We start from the raw sequence: 22,882 nt of genomic DNA, 5'->3' as shown, positions 1-22,882 counted from the left end.
AACCGCAGGGAATTAAGGGTTGAGGGGTGGACTTACTTCTTCTTCTTCTGCAGAACGCTCTGCGGATTGAGGTTGCCGATGCGGCCGCTCTCCGAGCCCGCGGCCGGATCGATCACCGCGTTGATGAGCGTCGGCTTGCCGGACTTCATGGCTTCGTTGACGGCGCGCTTGAGCTCGTCCGGCGAGGTCGCATTCACGCCGACGCCGCCGAAGGCTTCCATCATCTTGTCGTAGCGCGCGCCCTTGACGAACACCGTCGTCGCGGGATCGGCGTTGGCGCCGTTGACGTCGGTGCCGCGATAGATGCCGTCATTGTTGAAGATGACGACGCAGATCGGAAGGTTGTAGCGGCAGATCGTCTCGACCTCCATGCCGGAGAAGCCGAACGCCGAGTCGCCTTCCACTGCGAGCACGGGGTGACCGGTCTCGAGCGCGGCGGCGATCGCCTGGCCCATGCCGATACCCATCACGCCCCAGGTGCCGACGTCGAGACGCTTGCGCGGCCGGTACATGTCGATGACGCCGCGGGCGAGGTCGAGCGTGTTGGCGCCTTCGTTGACGAGGATCGCTTCGGGGTGCTCCTTGATGACGTTCTTCAGCACGCCGAGCGCGCCGTGATAGTCCATCGGCGATTTGTTGTTCATCAGCTTCGGCGCCATCTTGGCGACGTTCTCTTCGCGCTTGGACGAGATCGCCTTGGTCCATTCGGCGGGCGGGGCGGTCCAGCCCGCAGCCATCGCCTGGTTGAAGGCGGAGACGACCGAGCCGATGTCGCCGACCACGGGGGCGACGATCTCGACGTTGGAGTCCATTTCCCTGGGCTCGATATCGACCTGGATGAACTTCTTGGGCGCTTCGCCCCAGTTCTTGCCCTTGCCGTGCGAGAGCAGCCAGTTCAGCCGCGCGCCGATCAGCAGCACGACATCGGACTCTTTCAGCACCGTCGAGCGCGCCGCGCCGGCGCATTGCGGATGGGTGTCGGAGAGGAGGCCCTTGGCCATGCTCATCGGCAGGAAGGGGATGCCGCTCTTCTCGACGAAGGTCTTGATCTCCTCGTCGGCCTGCGCATAGGCCGCGCCCTTGCCGAGGATGATGAGCGGACGCTTGGCGCCCTTGAGCACGTCGAGCGCACGCCTGATCGAAGCGGGCGAGGGGATCTGCGCGGGCGCAGCATCAATCACCTTGACCAGCGACTTCTGGCCGGCATCGGCACTCATCACCTGGCCGAACAGCTTGGCCGGCAGGTCGAGATAGACGCCGCCCGGACGGCCCGAGACCGCGGCGCGGATGGCGCGGGCCAGGCCGATGCCGATGTCCTGGGCGTGCAGCACGCGATAGGCCGCCTTGCACAGGGGCTTGGCAATCGCGAGCTGGTCCATCTCTTCGTAGTCGCCCTGCTGGAGATCGACGATCTCGCGCTCGGACGAGCCCGAGATCAGGATCATCGGATAGCAGTTGGTGGTGGCGTGGGCGAGCGCGGTGAGACCATTGAGGAAGCCGGGCGCCGAGACGGTGAGGCAGATGCCGGGCTTCTTGGTGAGATAGCCGGCGATGCCCGCCGCATAACCGGCATTCTGCTCGTGGCGGAATGAGATCATGCGAATGCCCTCGGCCTGCGCCATGCGGCCCAAATCCGTGATCGGGATGCCCGGCACATTATAGATGGTGTTGATGCCGTTCAGCTTGAGCGCGTCGATGACGAGATGAAAGCCATCCGTCAGCTCCTGCTCGGTGCCCGGTGCTTCGGACTTGGTCGCGGTGTTCAGCATGGGCCTTGTCTCCCTGGTCTCAAGATAGTGGGGCGAATTATTCGCCCTTCTGGTGAACGTTGCTTGGTTACGTAAACAGTTCCTGGCCGTGCGCTTCGACGTAAGCGGCAAGGCCGAGAGTGTGGTCGCGAGCGCGCTTCTCGGCGAGCTCGGTGTCGCGCGCCTCCAGTGCTTCGATCATGCCGAGATGCTCGGGCAGCGAGGTCGCGGTGCGGTCCTTGCGTCCGATGGTCAGCTGGCGATAGCCGCGCACGTGCAGCAGCAGGTCGTTGGTGAGATCGACCAGCACCGGCGATTCCGACAGCGAGATCAGCGCCTGATGGAAGGCGATATTGGCGCGCGAATATTCCTCGACGTGATCCTCGGGCAGGCGATCCTTGCCGAAGTCCTTGAAGTAGTCGCGCAGCGCCGTGATGTCCTTCTTGCGCGCGGTGGTGGTGATGAGGCGCGCGGCCATGCTTTCCAGCGCAGCCCAGGCGCGGATCATGTCGACGATCTCGCTCTTGGTCCGGCGCACCACCATGATGCCGCGGCGCGGCACCGTCTTCACGAAGCCGTCCTGCTCGAGCATCGCGATGGCTTCGCGGATCGGGGTGCGGCTGACGCCCAGACGTTCGGACAGCGCGCGCTCGTCGAGCATCACCGGCTCGGGCGTCGAGTAGATGTCCATCTTGAGGATAGCTTCCTTCAAGGCGTCATACGCCTTGTTCTTGAAGCTGCTCTCCGGGGCAATACGAACGATTGCGATATCTGCCTCGGCCATGTTCGGCAACGCCTTGGTTGGTTTCCGCAGTGACACGACGAATCTCCTCCAGTGGGAGTCGTCTTTTACAGGATTATTAACGGGAAAGTTTTTGGCATACCAAATGCCAGAATGTCAAGCTGGCTATTTTTTGCGGCGTTCTAAGCCATGCTGCAGCTTGACAAGTTGGCTTCTGGCATACCAAATGCCATCGCCAGCCATTTTTGATCCACGGCGGCGGAGTAACCTGGCGCTTTATGCCGCTCCGTTCCGCGGAAATGGAACAGAGCGCGGCGAATGGCAAGCATCACGGGCAGCCGCAAAACCACGCGCGCGCTTTGAAAAGAACGAACTGAGGTCAAGGGAGAAGCCACATGTCCAATTCCAAAGATGCCGTCCGCAAGGTGCTTGACCAGGTCAAGGCGGACAACCGCACCAGCCTGACGGCCCCGGAAGGCAAGCTGGTCTGCGACGCCTATGGCATTCCGGTGCCGAAGGAGGGCGTGGCGAAGTCGGCGGGCGAGGCCGGCAAGATGGCCTCGTCGATGGGCTTCCCGGTCGTGATGAAGATCGTCTCGCCGGATATTCTCCACAAGACCGAAGCCGGCGGCGTCATCGTCGGCCTCAAGACGGCCGAAGACGCCGAAAAGGCCTATGAGACCATTCTCGGCAACGCCAGGAAGTACAAGGCCGATGCCAAGATCGACGGCGTCCAGGTGCAGCAGATGCTGGCCGGCGGCACCGAGGTCATCGTCGGCTCGATCACCGACGGCTCGTTCGGCAAGCTGGTCGCCTTCGGCCTCGGCGGCGTGCTGGTCGAAGTCCTCAAGGACATCACCTTCCGCCTCGCGCCCGCGACCAAGGAAGACGCGCTCTCGATGCTCGACGGCATCCAGGCGCATGAGATCCTGAAGGGCGTGCGCGGCGGCGAGGCGGTGAACCGCAACGCCCTTGCCGATGTCATCGTCAAGGTCTCGCAGCTCGTCACCGATTTCCCGGAGATTGTCGAGCTCGACCTCAATCCGGTGTTCGCGACGGCGAAGGGCGCGACCGCCGCCGACGTGCGCATCGTCGTTGACTTCGCCTATGTGCCGAAGCCGAAGCCGCGCCCGACCGAGGAAATCGTCGCGGCGATGAGCCGCATCATGCAGCCGAAGGCGGTCGCCGTGGTCGGCGCCTCCGCCGAGGATGGCAAGATCGGCAACTCCGTGATGAAGAACCTCATCAACGGCGGCTACAAGGGCGACATCTACCCGATCCATCCCAAGGCCACCGAGATCCTCGGCTACAAGGCCTATAAGAGCGTCAAGGACGTGCCGGGTGTGATCGACACGGCCGTGTTCGCGATCCCCGCGAAGTTCGTGGCGGCGGCACTCACCGAGTGCGGCGAGAAGAAAATCCCGGGCGCGGTGCTGATTCCGTCGGGCTTTGCCGAAGCCGGTGCGCCGGAGCTGCAGGCCGAGATCGTCGAGGTCGGCAAGAAATACGACATCCGCCTGATGGGGCCGAACATCTACGGCTTCTACTATACGCCCGCCAATCTCTGCGCGACCTTCTGCACTGCCTACGACGTCAAGGGCCACGCGGCGCTGTCGTCGCAGTCGGGCGGCATCGGCATGGCCATCATCGGTTTTTCGCGCTCGGCGAAAATGGGTGTGTCGGCCATCGTGGGCCTCGGCAACAAGTCCGATATCGACGAGGACGATCTGCTCGCCTTCTTCGAGCAGGATCCGAACACGAACCTGATCGCGCAGCACTGCGAAGACCTCAAGGACGGCCGTGCCTTCGCGGAAGCCGCCAAACGCGTCTCCAAGAAGAAGCCGGTCGTCGTGCTCAAGGCCGGCCGCACCTCGGCGGGCGCCAAGGCGGCCTCGTCGCATACCGGCGCGCTCGCCGGTAACGACAAGATCTACGAGGACGTCCTGGCGCAGTCCGGCGTGATCCGGGCCCGCAGCTTGCGGCAACTGCTCGAATTCGCCCGCGGCGTGCCGGTGCTGCCGACGCCGAAGGGCGAGAACGTGCTGATCATCACCGGTGCCGGCGGCTCGGGCGTGCTGCTGTCGGACTCCTGCGTCGACAACGGCCTATCGCTGATGTCGATGCCGGCGGATCTCGACGCGGCCTTCCGCAAGTTCATCCCGCCGTTTGGAGCGGCCGGAAATCCTGTGGATATCACAGGCGGAGAGCCGCCAATCACCTACGTCAACACGGTGAAGCTCGGCCTCTCGGACGAGCGCATCCACTCGCTGATCCTCGGCTACTGGCACACCATCGTCACGCCGCCGATGGTGTTCGCCCGCAACATGGTCGAGGTGAAGAAGGAGATGGAGGCCAAGGGCTTCGTGAAGCCGATCGTCGCCTCGCTCGCGGGCGACGTCGAGGTCGAGGAAGCCGCCGAATATCTCTACCAGAACGGCATCCCGGCCTACGCCTACTCGACCGAGCTTCCGGTCGAGGTCCTCGGCGCCAAGTACAAATGGGCGCGCGGGGCAGGGCTGCTCTGAGACGAAGACTTCACCTCTCCCCGCCTGCGGGGAGAGGTGACAACTGTCAGGTCGCGATGAGCAAGAACGTGATCCGGCGCAAATCGCTCGAGCCTCGATCATCGGAGGCCGACAACGACACGCGCGACGGCGGCGTGCAGTCCGTCGATCGCGCGCTGTCGATCCTGGAAACGCTGGCCGAGGACGACGAAGGCTATCGCCTCAGCGATCTCGCGGTGCGGACCGGCCTGTCGGCTTCCACGGTGCACCGCCTGCTGGCAACGCTGGAGAGCCGCCGCTTCGTGCAGTTCGACCGCACGCAATCAAAATGGCATGTCGGCTCGCGCGCCTTCACGGTGGGTGCGAGCTTTGCGCGGCGGCGCAATTTTTCCGCGCAGGCGATTCCTTACTTGCGCAAGCTGCGCGATCTCACCCGCGAGACCGCCAATCTCGCCGTGGTCGACGACGAGTTCATCATCGTGCTGACCCGCATGGAGAGCCGCGAGATCATGCGCTCGCTGACCCTGGTCGGCGGCCGCGTCCCCATGGTGACGTCCGGCGTCGGCAAGGCCGTGCTCGCGACCTATTCCGACGAGGACGTCGGCGCCGTCATCCGCCATCACGGCATGCCCCGGCTGACCGAGAAGTCGATCGTGCGGCCGAGCGACCTGTTCAAGGAGCTCGAAAAGATCCGCAAGCAGGGTTTTGCGCTCGACGATGAAGAAGCCAGCATGGGGCTGCGCTGTATTGCCGCAGTGGTCTACAACGACTGTGCCGAGCCGCTCGCGGCAATTTCCGTCTCGGGCATGACCAGCCGCCTGACCGACGACAGGCTGCCGGAAATCGGCCAAATCGTGCGCGAGGTCGCCGGCGAGCTGACGGTCGCGCTCGGTGGGGTGATGCCGGCGCCGCGCTGATTGGGGAACCCGGGCACTGTCGCTGGACAGCATCGGCCGTTTTGGCTGATATGCGACCAAACGACACAATGCGGCAAACGTCCGCATGAGCCTGGAGAGCGTCCTCATGTTTCAATTTTCCGCGCGCCTTGCCGGCGCAGCCGTCGCGCTGACCCTTGCGGCAGCGACGCCGTCCCTTGCCCAGCAGCTCGAGCTCAAGCTGATGGCGCCGGCGGCCCCGGGCGGCGGCTGGGACCAGACTGCGCGCTCCATGCAGCAGGCGCTGGTGGCGGCGGGCGTCGCGCGCAGCGTGCAGGTCACCAACGTTCCCGGTGCCGGCGGCAGTGTCGGCATCGCGCAATTCGTCAACGGCGCCAAGGGCGACGGCAACCAGTTGATGGTCAACGGCTTCGTCATGGTGGGCGCGCTCGCCATGAACAAGTCGCCGGTGACGCTCGAGCAGGTGACGCCGATCGCGCGCCTCACCGAGGAAATCCAGGTGATCGTGGTTCCCGCGAATTCGCCGATCAAGACTGCGCAGGATCTGGCCGCCGCGGTGAAGGCCGATATTGCCAAGGTGACCTTCGCCGGCGGCTCCGCCGGCGGCGTCGACCATGTGATGGCAGCGTTGTTCGCCGGCGCGGTCGGTGCCGACGCCAAGAAGATCAACTACATCCCGTTCTCCGGCGGCGGCGAGTCGCTGGCGGCGATCCTCGGCGGCAAGGTCACCGCGGGCATTTCGGGCCTCAGCGAATATGAAGGGCAGATCAAGTCCGGCAAGCTGCGCGCGATCGGCGTGACCTCGGGGAAGCGCATCCCGGGGAGCGACATCCCGACCTTCAAGGAGCAGGGCATCGACCTCGTGATCGCCAACTGGCGCTCGGTGGTGGCGCCTCCCGGCATCACGCCGGAGCAGCGCAAAACCCTGAGCGATGCGGTCGAGAAGATGGTGAAGTCGGACGCCTGGAAGGAAATCCTCAAGCAGAAGGGCTGGGAAGACGCCTATCTCGGCGGTGACGCCTTCGCCGACTTCCTGAAGAAGGAAACCGTGCGGGTCACCGACGTGCTGAAATCGGTCGGCCTGGTCAAGTCATGACCTCGGGCGATCCGGCCCAGCCGCCGCGGCGCGTCGATCGCGCCGGTATCGTCATCGCTGCACTGCTCGCAGGCCTCGCCGCGGTGCTGGTCTTCGACGCGCGCGGCCTGTCATCCACCGCGATGTACGGGATGGGGCCGGAGGCGATGCCGGTCGTGGTCGCCAGCGGCCTTGCGCTGCTTGCGATCGGCAATTTCATCGACGCGCTGCGCGGCAATTTGCCGGCGCGCGAGAGCGCCGATCCCGTGCCCGTGGTCCTGATCCTGGTCGGCCTTGCGCTGCTGATCGCCATCATCGGCTTCGGCGGCGGCTTCATCCTGGCGACGTCGGCGCTGTTCGTGACGACGTCGGCCGCGTTCGGGCGCCGCGCCATCCTCGTCGACAGCATCATCGCCCTCGTGATGTCGATCCTGATCTATCTCGCGTTCGACCGGTTGTTGACGCTGAGCCTTCCGACCGGCCCGCTGGAGCGACTGCTGTGATGGACACTTTTGCGGCGCTGGCGCACGGCATGGCCGTCGCCATTCAGCCGATGAACCTGCTCTATGCCCTGATCGGCGTATTCCTCGGCACCGCCGTGGGCGTGCTGCCCGGCATCGGCCCGGCGCTGACGGTCGCGCTGCTGTTGCCGGTCACCTACAAGCTCGACCCCGGCGGCTCGCTGATCATGTTCGCCGGCATCTATTATGGCGGCATGTATGGCGGCTCGACCACCGCGATCCTGATCAACACGCCCGGCGAGAGCGCCTCGATGGCGACCGCGCTCGAAGGCAACAAGATGGCCAAGGCCGGCCGCGGCGGGCCGGCGCTTGCGACATCCGCGATCGGCTCCTTCGTCGCCGGCACCATCGCCACCATCGGGCTCGCCTTCCTCGCGCCGTGGCTGGTCGACTTCGCCGTGCGCTTCGGCCCGGAGGACTATTTCGCGCTGATGTGCGTCGCCTTCGTCACGGTGTCGGCGACCTTCGGCGATTCCCCGGTCCGCGGCCTGACCAGCCTGTTCATCGGCCTGACGCTCGGTCTCGTCGGCATCGACAAGCTGACCGGTCAGGCGCGGCTTGCGTTCGGCGTCCCTGAACTGCTCGACGGCGTCGAGGTGACGACGCTCGCGGTCGGCCTGTTCGCGGTGGGCGAGGCGCTCTACGTCGCATCGCGCCGTCACCACAGCGAGGAGAAGCTCGAGCCGGTGCGCGGCTCGCTGTGGATGACCAAGGAGGACTGGAAGCGGTCGTGGAAGCCGTGGCTGCGCGGCACCATGTTCGGCTTTCCGATCGGCGCGCTGCCCGCGGGCGGCGCGGAGATCCCGACCTTCCTGTCTTATTCGACCGAGAAGCGGCTGACGAAATACCCCGAGGAGTTCGGCAAGGGCGCGATCGAAGGTGTCGCGGGACCGGAGGCCGCCAACAACGCCTCCGCCGCCGGCACGCTGGTGCCGCTGCTGACGTTGGGACTGCCGACCTCGGCGACCGCCGCGATGATGCTGGCGGGCTTTCAGCAATACGGACTCAACCCGGGACCGCTGCTGTTCGCCGAGCGGCCTGATCTCGTGTGGGGCCTGATCGCGAGCCTGTTCATCGCCAACGTGATGCTATTGGTGCTCAATCTGCCGCTGGTAGGCCTCTGGGTGCGGCTGCTTGCGATCCCGCAGCCATGGCTCTATGCCGGCATCCTCGTATTCGCGACCATGGGCACCATCGCCGCAAAACCGTCGGTGGTCGAATTGTCGATGCTGGCCGGCTTCGGCGTGCTCGGCTTTTTGATGCGCCGGTTCGATTTTCCGATCGCCCCCGTCGTGGTCGGCCTCATCCTCGGTCCGATCGCGGAGAGCCAGTTGCGCAGAGCGCTCGCAATCAGCCTCGGCGATCCCATGACGTTGCTGCAGAGCCCGATCTCGGCGACGCTGCTGGGGCTGGCACTGATCGCGCTACTGGCGCCCTTCGTGCTGAAGGGGCTCGGGCGGTTCAAGGCGACCGAAGATTAGTCATCCCGGCGCTGGCATCTTGTGATGCTGCGTCCATCTCGTGGGGACATTCCATGCCGTCAGAACTTCGTTCGCCCCGTCTCGCCGTCCTGATCGATGCCGACAATGCGTCGGCAAAAATCGCGGACGGACTGTTCGAGGAGATCGCCAAGATCGGCGAGGCCAGCGTCCGCCGTATCTACGGCGACTTCTCCAATGCGCGGTCCAGGGGGTGGGCCGACATTCTGTCGAAGCACGCCATCATCCCGCAGCAGCAGTTCGCCTATACGACGGGCAAGAATGCATCCGACATCACGCTGGTCATCGACGCCATGGACCTGCTTCACAGCGGCCGGTTCGATGGCTTCTGCCTGGTGTCATCCGACAGCGACTTTACCCGTCTGGCGGCCCGCATCCGGGAGCAGGGCATCGATGTCTTCGGGTTCGGCGAGCAGAAGACGCCGGAGAGCTTCCGGCAGGCCTGCCGCAGGTTCGTCTACACCGAGAACCTGCTTGCCGCCCCGGCGAACACCCAGGATGCCGCCTCGAGATCGACGTCGCTTCAGCCGCTTGATGCCGCGACCCCCATCATCAAGAAGGTCATCACCCAGATGGAGAGCGAGGACGGCTGGGTGACGCTCGGGGAAGTCGGCCGGCAACTTGCCAATCTGGCGTCCGATTTCGATCCGAGGACCTACGGCTTTCGCAAGCTGAGCGACCTCGTGCGGAAGACGAATTCGTTCGAGATCGATGAGCCAAAGGGCCGGTCGATGCGGATCCGGGTCAAGCCCGCTACGGCACCGCCGGCAAGAGCGCGGAACCGGCGCCGGCCTGCAAGGTCGGGAACGGCAGGCGGTGCGGCGCCCAAGGCGTAAGCAGGGCGTGCCGTCATATTTGCACTTGCCCGGTTTGGTGCAGGGCGTAACCATCGCCGGGCCGTAACGCCGCGCGAGGGTCCCGATGACCAAACTCACCCGCTTCTCCGTCGCCCCGCTGCATGCGATGACCCGGCGCCTCGCCGATGTCGCGTCCGCGCGTCTCGTGCCAGATCTGGTCATTACCGGCGCGCGGGTGCTCTCGACCTATTCGGAACGCATTCATCCCGGTCGGGAGGTGTGGATCACCGGCGGGCGCATCGCGGCGGTGAAGCCATCAGGCGCGGCGAAGAAGATCTGGCCCGACGTGCCGCTCTACGATGCCGCTGGCGGCGTCATCGCGCCCGGGCTGGTCGATCCGCACATCCACATCGAATCCTCGATGGTGACGGCCTGCGCCTATGCGGAGGCCGCGCTACTCAACGGCACCACCACGATCTTTTGCGACAGCCACGAGATCGGCAACGTCATGGATGTCGCCGGGGTGGAGGCGATGCTGGAAGACGCGCGCGAGGCGCCGCTCTCGATCTTCCTGACTGTGCCGAGCACGGTGCCGGCGACGTCGGCCGAATTGGAAACGGCCGGCGGCGATCTCACGCCGGACAAGATCGCCGGCCTGTTCGACCGCTGGCCGGAGGCTGTCGCGCTCGGCGAGAAGATGGATTTTGTCCCGGTCACGATGGGCGACGAACGCAGCCATGCGATCCTCGCAGCCGCCCTGAAGCGCGGCCGTCCCGTGTCCGGCCACGTCTACGGCCGGGACTTCGTCGCGGCCTATGCGGCCAGCGGCGTAACGGATACCCATGAGGCGATCGACCGCGACATCGCCGACGACCTGCTCGATGCCGGCGTCTGGATATTCCTACGCGGGGGGCCGCCGACGACGCCCTGGCACTCGCTGCCGCAGGCGATCCGCACCATCACCGAGCTCGGCGCCTCGCACAAGCGCACGGCCGTGTGCACCGACGACCGCGACGCCGACGATCTCCTGATGTTCGGTCTCGACTGGGTGGTGCGCGAGGCCGTGAAGGCGGGGATGTCGCCGGAGCAGGCCTGGTCGATGGGCTCGCTGCATGGCGCCACGCGCTTCGGCATGGACGGCGACATCGGTGGCCTCGGCGGCGGCCGCCGCGCCGATCTCGTGCTGATGGACGACCAGCTCAAGCCGCAATGCACCTGGTATGGCGGCGAGCTCGTGGTCGAGAACCGCGAGATCACCGGGCTGCTCGATCAGGCGCTGTCGCAGCGCTATCAATATCCAAAGGCGGCCTACGCGACCGTGAAGCTGCCGGAGAAGGTCAAGCTGACGCCGGATCTGCCGGCGAAGGCCTGCACCGTCAATGCCATCAAGACAGCGTTGCCGGGCATCACGCTGATCCATGACAAAGTCGCGATCGAGCCAGCAAAGGACTGGCCGTCGCTGTTCGCGCGTTACGGCCTGTGCTTCGTCACAGTCATCGAGCGCCACGGCAAGTCGGCCGGCAACGTCGCTTACGGACTGCTGAAGGACTTTGGCCTCAAGCGCGGCGCGGTCGCCTCCAGTGTCGGGCATGACAGCCACAACATCATCGTCGCCGGCACCAACGAGCCCGATATGCAAGTCGCGATCGCTGCCATCAAGGACCAGCAGGGCGGCGTCTGCGTCGTCGCCGATGGCAAGGTAAGGGCGCTGGTTCCGCTGCCGATCGCGGGGCTTCTCTCGGACAAGCGCGTCACGGAGGTGGCCGAAGAGGTCAAGATGCTCAAGAAGGAATGGGCCGAGGCCGGCTGCACCATCCCCTATATGGGCTTCAATTTGATTCCCCTATCGGTCATTCCGGAAATTCGCATCACCGATAAGGGCCTCGTGCTGGTGCCGCAGATGGAGCTGGCGCCGCTGTTCGAGTGATCCGCTTTCATGCAACTCTCGATCTAACCGTTTGAGACCGCCGCCATTTTTCCGCGGCTGCCGCATCGTGGAAAATAAAATCGATCTCGTTGAGATCGGCTTCTGCGCACCCGATGATCTCGCTCGCTGACGCAACCTGAGCGAGGTCCGATATGGCGAAGATGCGAGCTATCGATGCTGCCGTGCGAATTCTGGAGAAGGAAGGCATCTCCACCGCCTTCGGCGTTCCCGGAGCCGCGATCAATCCGCTTTACTCGGCGCTGAAGAAGCGCGGCTCGATCCGCCACATCCTGGCACGCCATGTCGAGGGCGCCTCGCACATGGCCGAGGGCTATACGCGGGCGAAGGCCGGCAATATCGGGGTCTGCATCGGAACCTCGGGGCCGGCCGGCACCGACATGATCACCGGGCTCTATTCGGCGATCGCCGATTCCATTCCGATCCTCTGCATCACCGGGCAGGCTCCGCGCGCGCGGCTCTACAAGGAAGATTTTCAGGCCGTCGACATCGAGTCGATCGCAAAGCCCGTGACGAAATGGGCGGTGACGGTGCGCGAGCCGGCGCTGGTGCCGCGCGTGTTCAGCCAGGCGTTTCATGTCATGCGCTCGGGCCGGCCGGGACCGGTGCTGATCGACATGCCGCTCGACGTGCAGCTCGCCGAGATCGAGTTCGACGACGAGACCTATGAGCTGCTGCCGGTCTACAAGCCTACCGCCACGCGAAAACAGGTCGAGAAGGCGCTGGAGATGCTCAACGCCGCCGAGCGGCCGCTGATCGTCGCGGGCGGCGGCATCATCAATGCCGATGCTTCGGACCTGCTGGTCGAATTCGCCGAGATCGCCAACGTGCCTGTGGTGCCGACGCTGATGGGGTGGGGCGCGATTCCCGACGATCACGTGCTGATGGCGGGCATGGTCGGCCTTCAGACCAGCCACCGCTACGGCAATGCCACCATGCTCGAATCCGACTTCGTGCTCGGCATCGGCAACCGCTGGGCCAACCGCCATACCGGCTCGGTCGAGACCTACACCAAGGGCCGCACCTTCGTGCATGTCGACATCGAGCCGACGCAGATCGGGCGCGTGTTCAATCCCGATCTCGGCATCGTCTCGGACGCCAAGGCTGCGCTCGAGCTGTTCGTCACCGTCGCCAGGGAGTGGCGGCGGTCAGGCAAGCTTCGCGAGCGCCAGGCGTGGCCCGCGGCCTGCCGCGATCGCAAGAAGACGATGCTGCGCAAGAGTCACTTCGACAACGTCCCGATCAAGCCGCAGCGCGTCTATGAGGAGATGACCAAGGCGTTTGGTCGCGACACCTGCTACGTCACCGTGATCGGCCTGTCGCAGATCGCCGGCGCGCAGTTCCTCGGCGTCTATCGCCCACGCAACTGGATCAATGCCGGTCAGGCGGGGCCGCTCGGCTGGACACTGCCCGCCGCGCTCGGCGTGCGTGCCGCGTGCCCGGATCGCGACATCGTCGCGCTCTCCGGCGATTACGACTTCCAGTTCCTGATCGAGGAGCTCGCGGTCGGGGCGCAGTTCAATCTGCCCTACATCCACGTCGTCGTGAACAATTCCTATCTCGGCCTGATCCGCCAGGCCCAGCGCGGCTTCGAGATGGACTATCACGTCCAGCTTTCCTTCGAGAACATCAACGCGCCCGAGATCGGCGTCTACGGTGTCGACCACGTCGCGGTCGCCGAAGGCCTCGGCTGCAAGGCGATCCGTGTCACCGATCCCAAGGACACGCAAGCCGCGTTCGCGACCGCGCGCGAGCTGATGGCCAAGCACCGCGTGCCCGTGGTGGTCGAGTTCATCCTGGAACGCGTCACCAACATCGCGATGGGCACGGAGATCGACAACATCGTCGAGTTCGAGGAGGTGCTGGACCTTCCGCTCGACGAAGTCGAGCGCGCGCGCCCGGGCGTGCTGCAACCGGCGGAATAGGGAAGGACGTCACCATGCCGAAATTCGCCGCCAACCTCACCATGCTCTTCAACGAGATGCCGTTCCTCGATCGCTTCGCCGCGGCGAAAGCGGCGGGTTTTGCCGGGGTCGAATATCTCTTCCCCTATGATTTCGACAAGGCGCAGCTGCGCGAGCAGCTCGAAGCTCACGGGCTGACCCAGGTGCTGCACAATCTGCCCGCTGGAAACTGGGCTAGGGGCGAGCGCGGCATTGCGATCCTGCCCGATCGCACTGCTGAATTCCGCGACGGCGTGTTTCGCGCCATCGACTACGCCAAGGCGCTCGATTGCGACCAGCTAAATTGCCTCGTCGGCATCGCGCCTCCCGATGCGGATCCACGCGAGTTCAACGAGACGCTCGTTGGCAATCTGCGCTTTGCGGCCTCGACGCTGGCGCGCGAAAACATCAAGCTGCTGGTCGAGCCGATCAACACGCTCGACATTCCCGGCTTCTTCCTCAACGGCACCGAGCAGGCGGTGCAGCTGATCTCCGAGGTGCGGTCGAACAATCTGTTCGTCCAGTACGACATCTATCACATGCAGATCATGGAGGGCGATCTCGCCCGCACCATGCAGGAATATCTCCCGCAGATTGCCCACATTCAGCTTGCCGACAATCCCGGCCGGCACGAGCCCGGGACCGGCGAGATCAATTATCCCTTCCTGTTCCGCCACCTCGATGCGATCGGCTATCGCGGCTGGATCGGCTGCGAATACAAGCCGCGCACCACGACGCTCGAAGGGCTTTCGTGGCACGCCGCGCAGACGTTTGAGACGTGAGGCGGTGCGCTCCCTCTCCCGCTTGCGGGAGAGGGTTGGGGAGAGGGTATCTCCGCAATGGGATTCTCGCGGAAGAAATCCCAACGCGGAGAGAACCCTCACCCGGCACGCGGGACGATGCTCCGCATCGCCCGGACGTGCCGACCTCTCCCGCAAGCAGGAGAGGTGCACCGAACGCGTGGATGAAGTTTTGTTACTACAACTGTGAGACATCAAACCATGATCGACATCGGCTTCATCGGACTTGGCACCATGGGACGGCCGATGGCCGGCCATCTCCTTAGCGCAGGCCATCGTGTTCTCCTGCATGATGTCGCGCCGGTCGCGCCGGAGCTGATTGCGGCCGGCGGCATCGCTTGCAAGACGGGCAAGCAGGTCGCCGAGGAGGCCGATGCGGTCATCATCATGGTGCCGGATACGCCGCATGTGGACGCGGTGCTGTTCGGAAAGGACGGCGTTGCGAGTGGCATCTCCAAGGGCAAGATCGTCGTCGACATGAGCTCGATCTCGCCGCTGGCGACGAAGGAGTTCGCGAAGAAGATCGAGGCGCTCGGGGCGGACTATCTCGACGCGCCGGTCTCAGGCGGGGAGGTCGGCGCCAAGGCGGCGAGCCTCACCATCATGGTCGGCGGGCCGGAGCGGGCCTTTGCCACCATGAAGCCTGTCTTCGACAAGATGGGCAAGAATGTCACCCGCGTCGGCGCCAACGGCGACGGCCAGACGACGAAGGTCGCCAATCAGATCATCGTCGCGCTGACGATCGAAGCGGTGAGCGAGGCGCTGTTGTTCGCATCGAAAGCCGGGGCCGATCCGGCGCTGGTGCGACAGGCGCTGATGGGCGGCTTTGCTTCGTCGCGCATCCTCGAAGTACACGGCGAGCGCATGGTGAAGCGCAATTTCGATCCCGGCTTCCGCATCGAGCTGCATCAGAAGGATCTCAATCTTGCGCTCGAAGGCGCGCGCACGCTCGGCCTGTCGTTGCCAAGCACGGCGGTGGCGCAGCAATTGTTCTCGGCCTGCACCGCGCATGGCGGCAAGGGCTGGGATCATTCCGCGATGGTGCGGGCACTGGAACTGATGGCAGGCCACGAGATCGCCGCAGCCTGAACTGTTACGCGGTAACAGTCGCCAGTTTTTGAGGCGTCTTCGCGACGGGGGAACCGGAACAATGCTCCGGCCCCGCGGTTGAAGGCGCACAACAATCACTGGAGACATAAGGACATGAAAACCCGTCTTGCGATTACGTTGGCTGCCGCGTCGCTGCTGGCGTCGAGCGCAGCCTTTGCCCAGTCGACCACCGAACAAGGCGCCCGCGACGGCGCGCGTGCGGGTGGCGATATTGGCGGACCGATCGGCGCGATGGTCGGCGGTACCGTCGGCGCGGCCGTCGGCGCTGGCCTCGAGATTCCGAATGCGGTTCTTGGCGGAATTCCTCGCAGCGATTCCGTCGTGGTCGAGGAGCGCGTCGTGGTCGGCGAGCCGCTGCCGCCGACCGTGGTGCTCCGCCCCGTACCGAACTACACCGAGTATCGCTATGCGGTCGTCAATGATCGCCGTGTGATCGTCGAACCGCGCACGCGTCGCGTGGTCAAGATCATCGACTGATCCAAGCCGGACAGGCGTGGAGGGGAAAGGGCCCTGCGGAGTTCTACTCCGCGGGGCCTTCGCTTGCCGCAGAGGCGCTTGCGCGAAAGCGTGTCATAGCCCAATCGGTGACCGCCGCCAGCGCAAAGCCGAAGCAGGCCGTGAGCGCGTCGACCAGAAAGTCCTCCAGCCGGGCGTGGCGTCCGGGTGCCCAAAATTGCATCAGCTCGAGCACGCCAATCAGGACGACCGCGGCTCCTGCGCCCGGCAGGCGCCGCCGCGGATAGGCGAGGCCGAAGGCCAGTCCCACCAGAATGAAGGCGAGCGCATGTTCCCCGTCCTGGCCGAGGTCGGAATGGGGCCGCAGGCCGGGGGGACCGAGGGTGGCGAAAGTAACGGCGGCGGCGAGCAACCAGGCAAAGGAACGAACCAAAATGGACATCCGGTTCGCTTAGCACAGATTGGCAGGGGGCCGGTACAGTCCCTCCATCAGATCAGGGTGTAGTTAATGACGAAAAATTAAAGCGGCTCGCGCACGCCGAGCCCGTGCATGAAGCGTTCCCGGATTTGCACGGGATCGCGCCTTGTGGTGCCGACGCCGGGCTTGTCGTCGATGCGGACTGCGATCAGGCTCGGCTCGGCGGCGGACATCGCCGCATCGACCAGGCGCTCGAAATCCTCCTCGTCCGCGGCCCAGGTGCTGTTGGCGAGGCCGGAGCCTGCGGCGATGGCAACGATGTCAGCGACGCTTGCCGCAGGCGTCGGCTGTGCGCCGGTAATTTGGTAGATGCCGTTGTCCATCACGATCATGATGAGGTTTTTCGGCTTCAGGGTCGCGATCGTCGAGAGCGCGCCGAGCTGCATCAACAGCGAGCCATCGCCTTCGAGCGCGAAGACGCGTCGGTCGGGCTGCGCCAGCGCCACGCCGAGCGCGATCGGGAAGGCGAGGCCCATGCTGCCCAGCATGTAGAAATTCTGCGGGCGATGCCCGGCGGCCCAGAGGTCGAAATTGGTGTTGCCGATGCCGCCGATCACAGCCTCCTCGTGCTTGAGCTTTCCGATCAGGCGCGAGGTCACGTCGAACCGGTTCATCACCTTGGTGTTGGGCGTGTTCATGTTGCGCTCACTTGTCGAAAACCTTGCCGCCGGTCAGCAGCGGGTTGAGGATCAGCGCCACCGGCGCCTGTGTCGTGACGGCCTGCTTGATCGAGCGGTCGGTGATGAATTCGAGCTCGTCGAGCCGGGTGATGGTGTGGTGCTCCAGCGCCAGCGACTCCAGCACCGGGCGCATGGTGCGGCAGACCAGCGATTGCCCGTAATTGAACTCGCCGAGCGTGCCGCGCTCGGAGACGAACATGATCAGCGGGATCTGGTAGGGCACTGCGAGCGAGGCGAGCACGTTGGCGAGCGTGGCAAAGCCGGAGGTCTGCATCAGGACTGCGCCGCGCCGCCCACCCATCCAGGCGCCTGAGACGATGCCGACGGCTTCCTCCTCGCGGGCGGTGGCGAAGGTGGTGAAGAAGGGATCGGCGTGCAGGTTCTTGATCAGGGGCGTCAGCACCCGGTCGGGCACGTAAGGGACGAGGCTGATCTCGTTCCGCTTCAGGGTCTGCAGGACGATGCCGTGCCAGCTGTTGTCGCCGGACGCCTGTCCCGCCTGCGTCTGCTGTTCCGCAATCGCCATTGCGCTCTCCCTTGAGCCGCGCATGCTTCTTGGTTCAGGCCGTCGCGGCGATCGGCCGAACTTGACGGAGCGGGCGGGATTGTCAACATGTCCGGGCCCGCACCGTGATCTGCGCTGGACGGCCTGTCGTGGTCGGCACCGCCATGTCATAAAATGGGTAACGAAAAGGGGGGAGACATGGAAGGCGCGCGCTGCGCTGGCCTTGCGTCTCTCCCTCGAGAGAGCCGGAAGGGTCCCGATGTCCGTCAACAGCAAGCGCGTCTTCTACTCCAATTATTTGGCCAATCCGATCTATGTCGACATCCTGAAGGCGCGGCCTGACGTCCGGCTCGACCGCATCGAGAACGAGAGTCCCGAAGATGTCTACGCGCCGATCCTGAATGCGGCGCATGTCTACCAGATCGGCGCGGCCCGGGACGAGCTCGCCCAGCATTTCCATGTCGATGCCACCTTCCTGAAGCGCACGCCGAATTTGCTGCTGGTCTCCAGCAATGGCGCGGGCTTCGATCCCGTTGATGTCGAGGCCTGCACCGACGCGGGCGTGCTGGTCGTCAACCAGTCCGGCGGCAATGCCCATTCCGTCGCCGAGCACGCGCTGGCGATGATGCTGACCTTGTCCAAGCGCATCATCCAGTCCGACCGCCGCCTGCGCCGCGAGCGCGACGTCAACCGCAACGATTTGGTCGGCAACGAGGTCGAGCACAAGACCGTTGGCATCATCGGCCTCGGCAATGTCGGCCGTCGCATCGCCGCGCTGTGCAAGGGCCTGCTCGGCATGAAGGTGCTGGCCTATGACCCGTATTTGTCGGCTGAAGTGATGGCGGAGCGGGGCGGGGAGAAGGTCGAGCTCGACGAGCTGTTGCGCCGCGCCGATTTCGTCTCGATCTCCTGCCCGCTCAACAAGGGCAGCCGCAACATGATCAGCGTGCGCGAGTTCGCGCTGATGCAGCCGCATGCGTATTTCATCACCACGGCGCGCGGCTTCATCCACGACGAGGATGCGCTGCTCCAGGCCCTGCGCGACAAGCGCATCGCCGGTGCCGGCCTCGACGTCTGGTCCAAGGAGCCCCCGCCGCCGGAGCATCCGCTGCTCCAGCTCGACAACGTGCTGGCAAGCCCTCATACCGCGGGGGTGACGATCGAGGCGCGCCAGAACATGGGCCGCATCGCCGCCGAGCAGGTTCTGGACGTCCTCGACGGCAAGCGCCCGCCGCGCATCATCAATCCCGAGGTCTGGCCGGTCTATGCCGAGCGCTTCAAGCAGGCATTTGGCGTGACGCCGGGATAGGGACGAAGGTGCAGCGCGCTCCGATCATTGGTTACCACGACGGAAAGGCAAGGCGCCGCATCTTATCGATCGGGTAAGTGAACGCGTATCACTTATCCTGTAGTTGAAAGTCCATGAGCATCTTCTCGATTGCGACATCCGGACTTTCCGCGGCCAGCTTGCGCGTGAACGTGGCCGCGAGCAACATCGCCAATGTTCAAACGACCGGCGCGCTGCCGGCGTCGGGCGGATCGAGCCCGTCGGCCGGCGCCGGCAGTCCCGGCATTGCTCCGGCGTTTCCCGCGCCTTACGTGCCATTGCGCGTCGACCAGGTCTCCCAATCGAGCGGCGCGACGCCGGGCGGCACGATCGCGAAGGTGTCGACGGTATCGCCGAGCTATACCGCGCAATCCGATCCAGGCGCTCCCTTTGCCAACAAGGATGGCCTGGTCGCAGCGCCGAACGTCGATATCGCCAACGAATTCGCTCAGCTGGCGGCCGCAAAGTACAGCTTCATCGCCAATGCGAAGGTCATTGAGGCCTACTCCGAGACGACAGAGTCGCTGCTCGACATAACCACATAAGGGCGGATTGCTGCCTGAATGGGCGGTGGGAACCTTGCCGCGCATTGATCCGCGTCAAAATCTCCTTCCCCGGTCCGGCTTAAATGGGACTAGAGTGCGGCCGGGGCAGCAGGGAGGTCCCATGTCAACCTATGTCGTCAAGTTCATGAAGGATGTGCTCGGCGAGTACGGCCGGCAGAGCGAGATTTGCCAGGGTACGCTGGAAATCGACGCCTCCGACGAGGACGAGGCCAGGGAGCGGGCGAAGGCCAGGTTCTGCAAGGACCAGGCGCTGCATCATTGGTCGCTGCATGCCGACCGCATCCATGTGAGAGCGGCCGACTTTCCGTCCTGAGGCTACCGGCCGGGCGCCGTGACGGGCGGGGGCGCCGTGCTCCCCGCGCCGAGCGATCGCTGCACCATGACAGTGTCGGACCAGCGGCCGTGGCGATAGGCCACGCCGCAAAGCAGGCCGGCGCGCGCGAAGCCGAACTTCTCGTGCAGCGCCAGCGAGGGCGCGTTGTCGGCGTCGATATAGCCGATCATCTGGCGGAAGCCGGCAGCCGCACAGGCATCGATCAAGTCCTGTAGCAGCAGCCGTCCGACCCCGCGGCCGAGCTGCTCGTGATGGACGTAGATCGAATGCTTGGCCGTGTAGCGATAGGCCGGGCGCTTGCGGAACAGCACCGCATAGGCATAGCCGACCACCTCGCCGCGAAAGGTCGCGACCAGATGCGGCAGGCGGGTCTGCTTGAGGTTCCTGCGCCGGTCGCGCAGATCGTCCGGCTCGGGCGCGCCGGTTCCCTCGATGTCGCGCGACACGCCGTTGCGGACGTGATGGCGGTAGATCGCCAGCATCGCCTCGACATCGCTCTCGCGTGAGGGCCGGACCCAAACCTGTTCGTCACCGTCACGCGCAACCGCTGTTTCGTTCATTCGCACCTACTCGGCAACGACGTAAGTATAGAGCCCGATGCGCCCCTGGGCATCGATCTCCTTGTAGACGCCCTGGATCTCGACGTCGAAGCCCGGAAATGTGTTGAAGCAGGTTTCGAACATCTTGAGATAATCGACCATGGGCTTGGCCTGTTCCGTCAGCCGCTCGCCGGGCACGATGGTGGCGATGCCGGGCGGATAGACTACGAAGGGCGTGGTGGCTATGCGCCCCGCGATCGCCTCGATCGGCAGATAGTCGACATCGTTGCGGAACAGATAGCGCGCGGCATCGCGGGGCGACATCGCGATCTCGGGCATGTGCTCCGGCATGAACTGCTTCGCCTGAAGCACGCTGACATTGGCGGCGCGGAAGAAGCGATGCATCTCGCCGCAGAGATCGCGTAGCCGCACACCGGCATAGCGCGCCTGCCGCCGCTGATAGAATTCCGGGATCGCGTCCGCCAGCAGCGCGTTGTCGTCATGCAGCCTCTTGAACGCGACGAGGCCGGAGATCAGCGTGCCGGCCTTGCTCGCCTCGACGCCCGGCGTGAGCAGGAAGAGCAGGGAGTTGAGGTCGTTCTTCTCGGGGACGATGCGGTTCTCGCGCAGATATTGCGCGACGACGGGGGCGGGGATGCCATGCTCGGCATAGGCGCCGGTGGCGCGGTCGAAGCCGGGCGTCAGCAGCGTCAGCTTGTTCGGATCGGTCATGGCGAAGCCTTCCGTGAGGTCGGGAAAGCCATGCCAGTTGGTATCGGGCGAGAGCTGCCACAGCGCGGCGTTGGTGGCGAGCTCGTCGGTGGAGAGGGTTTCCCAGGCGACGTTGTGCGCAGCGCCGGGGCGGCTGACGTCGGGAATGGCGACGCGATCGGGGACGAAGGGTTCGAAGAACCAGCGCCGGTCCGGGCTCTGCTCCTTCTCTTCGAATTCGCGGCGCATCGCACGGATCTTCTTGCGCAGCTCGATGCCGAGGCGGATCGTGTCGTCCCACAGCACCTCGCCGGAGCGGCCCTTCATCATCTGCGCGCCGACGTCGAGAGAGGCGAACAATGGATAGAAGGGGGACGTGGAAGCGTGCTGCATAAAACTTTCGTTGAAGCGGCGGTGCTCGACGCGTCGCTTCTGGCCGCGGATGTGGCGGTCCTTGATGTGGATCTGGGAGGCCTGCGAGAAGCTGGCAAGCTGCTTGTGGGTCGATTGCGTCGCGATGATGCCCGGCGCTTCCGGGGGAAGGTTCGCCAGCCCCATGGCGAAGCGGCCGGCATAGAGCGGGTGGAACTTCATGAAGCCCGCCCAGGCCTCGTCGAACAGGATGTACTCGCAGAGATGGCCGATGCGCTTCAGGATCATCTCGGCGCTGTGGATCGTCCCGTCATAGGTGCACTGTTCGACGACGGCGACGCGGAACGGCCGCTCCTTGCGCCAAGCCTCCCTGTCAGTGACCAGCGGGTGATTGCGGATCGCCTCGCGCAAGGTCTTCTCGTCCAGTACGTCCCAGCGCATCGGGCCGATCAGGCCCCAGGCGTTGCGGATGGTCGGCACGTAAACCGGAACGCCGCCGTTGATCATCAGGGCACCGTGATGGGCGGCCTTGTGGTTGTTGCGGTCGAACAGCACGAGGTCGCCGTCGGTGACGAGGGCGCCGAGCGCGACCTTGTTCGAGGTCGAGGTGCCGTTGAGCACGAAATAGGTCTTCTCCGCGCCGAAAATCTGCGCGGCTTCCTTCTGCGCCTTCAGCGCCGGCCCTTCATGGGTGAGGAGGTCGCCGAGATCGAGCACGGAATTGTCGAGGTCGTCGCGGAATACGGATTCGCCGAGATGCTCGACGAAGACCCGGCCGATCGGGCTGCGGTTGTAGAACACGCCGCCATTGTGCCCGGGGCAGGTCCAGAGCTGGTTGCCTTCCTCGGCATAGTCGACCAGCGCGCCGAAGAACGGCGTCTTCAGCGTCTCGGCATACTGCTTGAGCCGGCTGATGAGATTCTTGGCGATGAAGGTCGGCGTCTCCTCGGACAGGAAGACATAGCCGTCGATGAAATCGAGCACCTCGACCGGCAGGTCCTCGAAGCGCTTGCGCCGGATCAGGAGGATGATCGGGAAATCGAGGCCGCGGCGCCGCATCAGATTGATCAGCGCCGATGTCTTGCCTTCCAGGCCCTTCTTGCCCCAGTCCACCACCATGCAGCCGATCGCGGCATCGGTCTGCACCGCCATTTCGGCGTCTTCGAGCTTGCGGGCCCGGACCACCTCGAAGCCGGAGCGCTGGATCTGCTCGATGATCTGGTTGAAGCGGACGCCTTCGAGATCGTCGGCGTCGAACACTGGTGCGGCGAACAGGAAGTTGAAGCGCTTGAAATAATCCATGGTCAGTCCCGAATGTGCCAGAAGCACAGCTC

At 64.8% G+C, this 22,882-nt stretch carries 21 protein-coding genes; 14 read left to right on the top strand and 7 right to left on the bottom strand.

Annotation, left to right across the window (positions count from 1 at the left end):
• Positions 1-32: 32 nt before the first annotated feature.
• Together oxc and AABA84_RS07345 are read right to left on the bottom strand one after the other, a co-directional pair.
• Positions 33-1,769 carry an oxalyl-CoA decarboxylase gene (oxc, locus tag AABA84_RS07350; protein ID WP_338311728.1) on the bottom strand — a complete coding sequence of 579 codons (1,737 nt, stop codon included), beginning with the start codon at positions 1,767-1,769 and terminating at the stop codon, positions 33-35.
• A gap of 67 nt (positions 1,770-1,836) precedes the next feature.
• Positions 1,837-2,532: a GntR family transcriptional regulator gene (locus AABA84_RS07345; RefSeq protein ID WP_166819518.1), complete on the bottom strand. Its 696-nt coding sequence runs from the start codon at positions 2,530-2,532 to the stop codon at positions 1,837-1,839.
• A gap of 353 nt (positions 2,533-2,885) precedes the next feature.
• Here AABA84_RS07345 and AABA84_RS07340 point away from each other — a divergent pair, with 353 nt between their 5' ends.
• The 11 genes from AABA84_RS07340 (at position 2,886) to AABA84_RS07290 (ending at position 16,057) form a co-directional block, all read left to right on the top strand.
• A complete protein-coding gene (locus tag AABA84_RS07340) occupies positions 2,886-5,015 on the top strand; it encodes an acetate--CoA ligase family protein (RefSeq protein WP_338311727.1) in 2,130 nt (709 codons plus the stop codon).
• Positions 5,016-5,071: 56 nt separating this feature from the next.
• Positions 5,072-5,911, top strand: coding sequence for an IclR family transcriptional regulator (locus AABA84_RS07335; protein ID WP_152103248.1), 840 nt, complete (start codon positions 5,072-5,074; stop codon positions 5,909-5,911).
• 106 nt (positions 5,912-6,017) lie between these two features.
• The gene (locus tag AABA84_RS07330) at positions 6,018-6,986 is read left to right on the top strand and encodes a Bug family tripartite tricarboxylate transporter substrate binding protein (protein WP_338311726.1); all 969 of its coding nucleotides are present in this window, start codon (positions 6,018-6,020) and stop codon (positions 6,984-6,986) included.
• Positions 6,983-7,468: a tripartite tricarboxylate transporter TctB family protein gene (locus tag AABA84_RS07325; RefSeq protein WP_338307511.1), complete on the top strand. Its 486-nt coding sequence runs from the start codon at positions 6,983-6,985 to the stop codon at positions 7,466-7,468. The genes AABA84_RS07330 and AABA84_RS07325 overlap by 4 nt, the downstream gene beginning before the upstream one ends.
• Positions 7,468-8,967: a tripartite tricarboxylate transporter permease gene (locus AABA84_RS07320; RefSeq protein WP_212248680.1), complete on the top strand. Its 1,500-nt coding sequence runs from the start codon at positions 7,468-7,470 to the stop codon at positions 8,965-8,967. Before AABA84_RS07325 ends, AABA84_RS07320 begins: the two co-directional genes overlap by 1 nt.
• Before the next feature lie 53 nt (positions 8,968-9,020).
• Positions 9,021-9,821 carry an NYN domain-containing protein gene (locus AABA84_RS07315; protein WP_338311725.1) on the top strand — a complete coding sequence of 267 codons (801 nt, stop codon included), beginning with the start codon at positions 9,021-9,023 and terminating at the stop codon, positions 9,819-9,821.
• A gap of 85 nt (positions 9,822-9,906) precedes the next feature.
• The gene (locus AABA84_RS07310; protein WP_338311724.1) at positions 9,907-11,709 is read left to right on the top strand and encodes an adenine deaminase; all 1,803 of its coding nucleotides are present in this window, start codon (positions 9,907-9,909) and stop codon (positions 11,707-11,709) included.
• Positions 11,710-11,861: 152 nt separating this feature from the next.
• The gene (gene gcl / locus AABA84_RS07305; RefSeq protein WP_338311723.1) at positions 11,862-13,652 is read left to right on the top strand and encodes a glyoxylate carboligase; all 1,791 of its coding nucleotides are present in this window, start codon (positions 11,862-11,864) and stop codon (positions 13,650-13,652) included.
• A 14-nt stretch (positions 13,653-13,666) separates the two neighbouring features.
• Complete coding sequence (gene hyi, locus AABA84_RS07300) at positions 13,667-14,452, top strand: hydroxypyruvate isomerase (RefSeq protein ID WP_338311722.1); 786 nt, start codon at positions 13,667-13,669, stop codon at positions 14,450-14,452.
• 219 nt (positions 14,453-14,671) lie between these two features.
• Positions 14,672-15,559 carry a 2-hydroxy-3-oxopropionate reductase gene (locus AABA84_RS07295; RefSeq protein WP_338311721.1) on the top strand — a complete coding sequence of 296 codons (888 nt, stop codon included), beginning with the start codon at positions 14,672-14,674 and terminating at the stop codon, positions 15,557-15,559.
• Between the two features lie 114 nt (positions 15,560-15,673).
• Complete coding sequence (locus AABA84_RS07290; protein ID WP_018315876.1) at positions 15,674-16,057, top strand: DUF1236 domain-containing protein; 384 nt, start codon at positions 15,674-15,676, stop codon at positions 16,055-16,057.
• Between the two features lie 43 nt (positions 16,058-16,100).
• On the opposite strand, the gene AABA84_RS07285 is transcribed toward AABA84_RS07290, so the two are convergent.
• From AABA84_RS07285 to AABA84_RS07275, 3 genes are all read right to left on the bottom strand, one after another.
• Positions 16,101-16,478, bottom strand: coding sequence for a VanZ family protein (locus AABA84_RS07285; RefSeq protein ID WP_338311720.1), 378 nt, complete (start codon positions 16,476-16,478; stop codon positions 16,101-16,103).
• Between the two features lie 77 nt (positions 16,479-16,555).
• Positions 16,556-17,152: a thiamine pyrophosphate-dependent enzyme gene (locus AABA84_RS07280; RefSeq protein WP_212248518.1), complete on the bottom strand. Its 597-nt coding sequence runs from the start codon at positions 17,150-17,152 to the stop codon at positions 16,556-16,558.
• A 7-nt stretch (positions 17,153-17,159) separates the two neighbouring features.
• Positions 17,160-17,720, bottom strand: coding sequence for a decarboxylase (locus AABA84_RS07275; RefSeq protein WP_338311719.1), 561 nt, complete (start codon positions 17,718-17,720; stop codon positions 17,160-17,162).
• Positions 17,721-17,958: 238 nt separating this feature from the next.
• On the opposite strand from AABA84_RS07275, the gene AABA84_RS07270 reads away from it, so the two are divergent.
• The 3 genes from AABA84_RS07270 to AABA84_RS07260 all read left to right on the top strand — a co-directional run bounded on the left by AABA84_RS07270 (position 17,959) and on the right by AABA84_RS07260 (position 19,905).
• The gene (locus AABA84_RS07270) at positions 17,959-19,008 is read left to right on the top strand and encodes a hydroxyacid dehydrogenase (protein WP_338307506.1); all 1,050 of its coding nucleotides are present in this window, start codon (positions 17,959-17,961) and stop codon (positions 19,006-19,008) included.
• 113 nt (positions 19,009-19,121) lie between these two features.
• A complete protein-coding gene (locus AABA84_RS07265; protein WP_338311718.1) occupies positions 19,122-19,571 on the top strand; it encodes a flagellar basal body rod protein FlgC in 450 nt (149 codons plus the stop codon).
• Positions 19,572-19,692: 121 nt separating this feature from the next.
• Positions 19,693-19,905, top strand: a complete 213-nt coding sequence (locus AABA84_RS07260; protein ID WP_018315882.1) for a hypothetical protein — start codon at positions 19,693-19,695, stop codon at positions 19,903-19,905.
• 2 nt (positions 19,906-19,907) lie between these two features.
• Here AABA84_RS07260 and AABA84_RS07255 read toward each other — a convergent pair whose 3' ends face one another.
• Positions 19,908-20,486, bottom strand: coding sequence for a GNAT family N-acetyltransferase (locus tag AABA84_RS07255; protein WP_338307504.1), 579 nt, complete (start codon positions 20,484-20,486; stop codon positions 19,908-19,910).
• 6 nt (positions 20,487-20,492) lie between these two features.
• The gene (locus AABA84_RS07250; RefSeq protein WP_338311717.1) at positions 20,493-22,850 is read right to left on the bottom strand and encodes an Orn/Lys/Arg decarboxylase N-terminal domain-containing protein; all 2,358 of its coding nucleotides are present in this window, start codon (positions 22,848-22,850) and stop codon (positions 20,493-20,495) included.
• Positions 22,851-22,882: the final 32 nt, after the last annotated feature.

The organism is Bradyrhizobium sp. TM239, assembly GCF_036247985.1.
Lineage (GTDB): Bacteria > Pseudomonadota > Alphaproteobacteria > Rhizobiales > Xanthobacteraceae > Bradyrhizobium > Bradyrhizobium ottawaense.
Note: the sequence above shows the minus strand (reverse complement) of the source record. Positions and strands in the feature narration are given on the sequence as shown.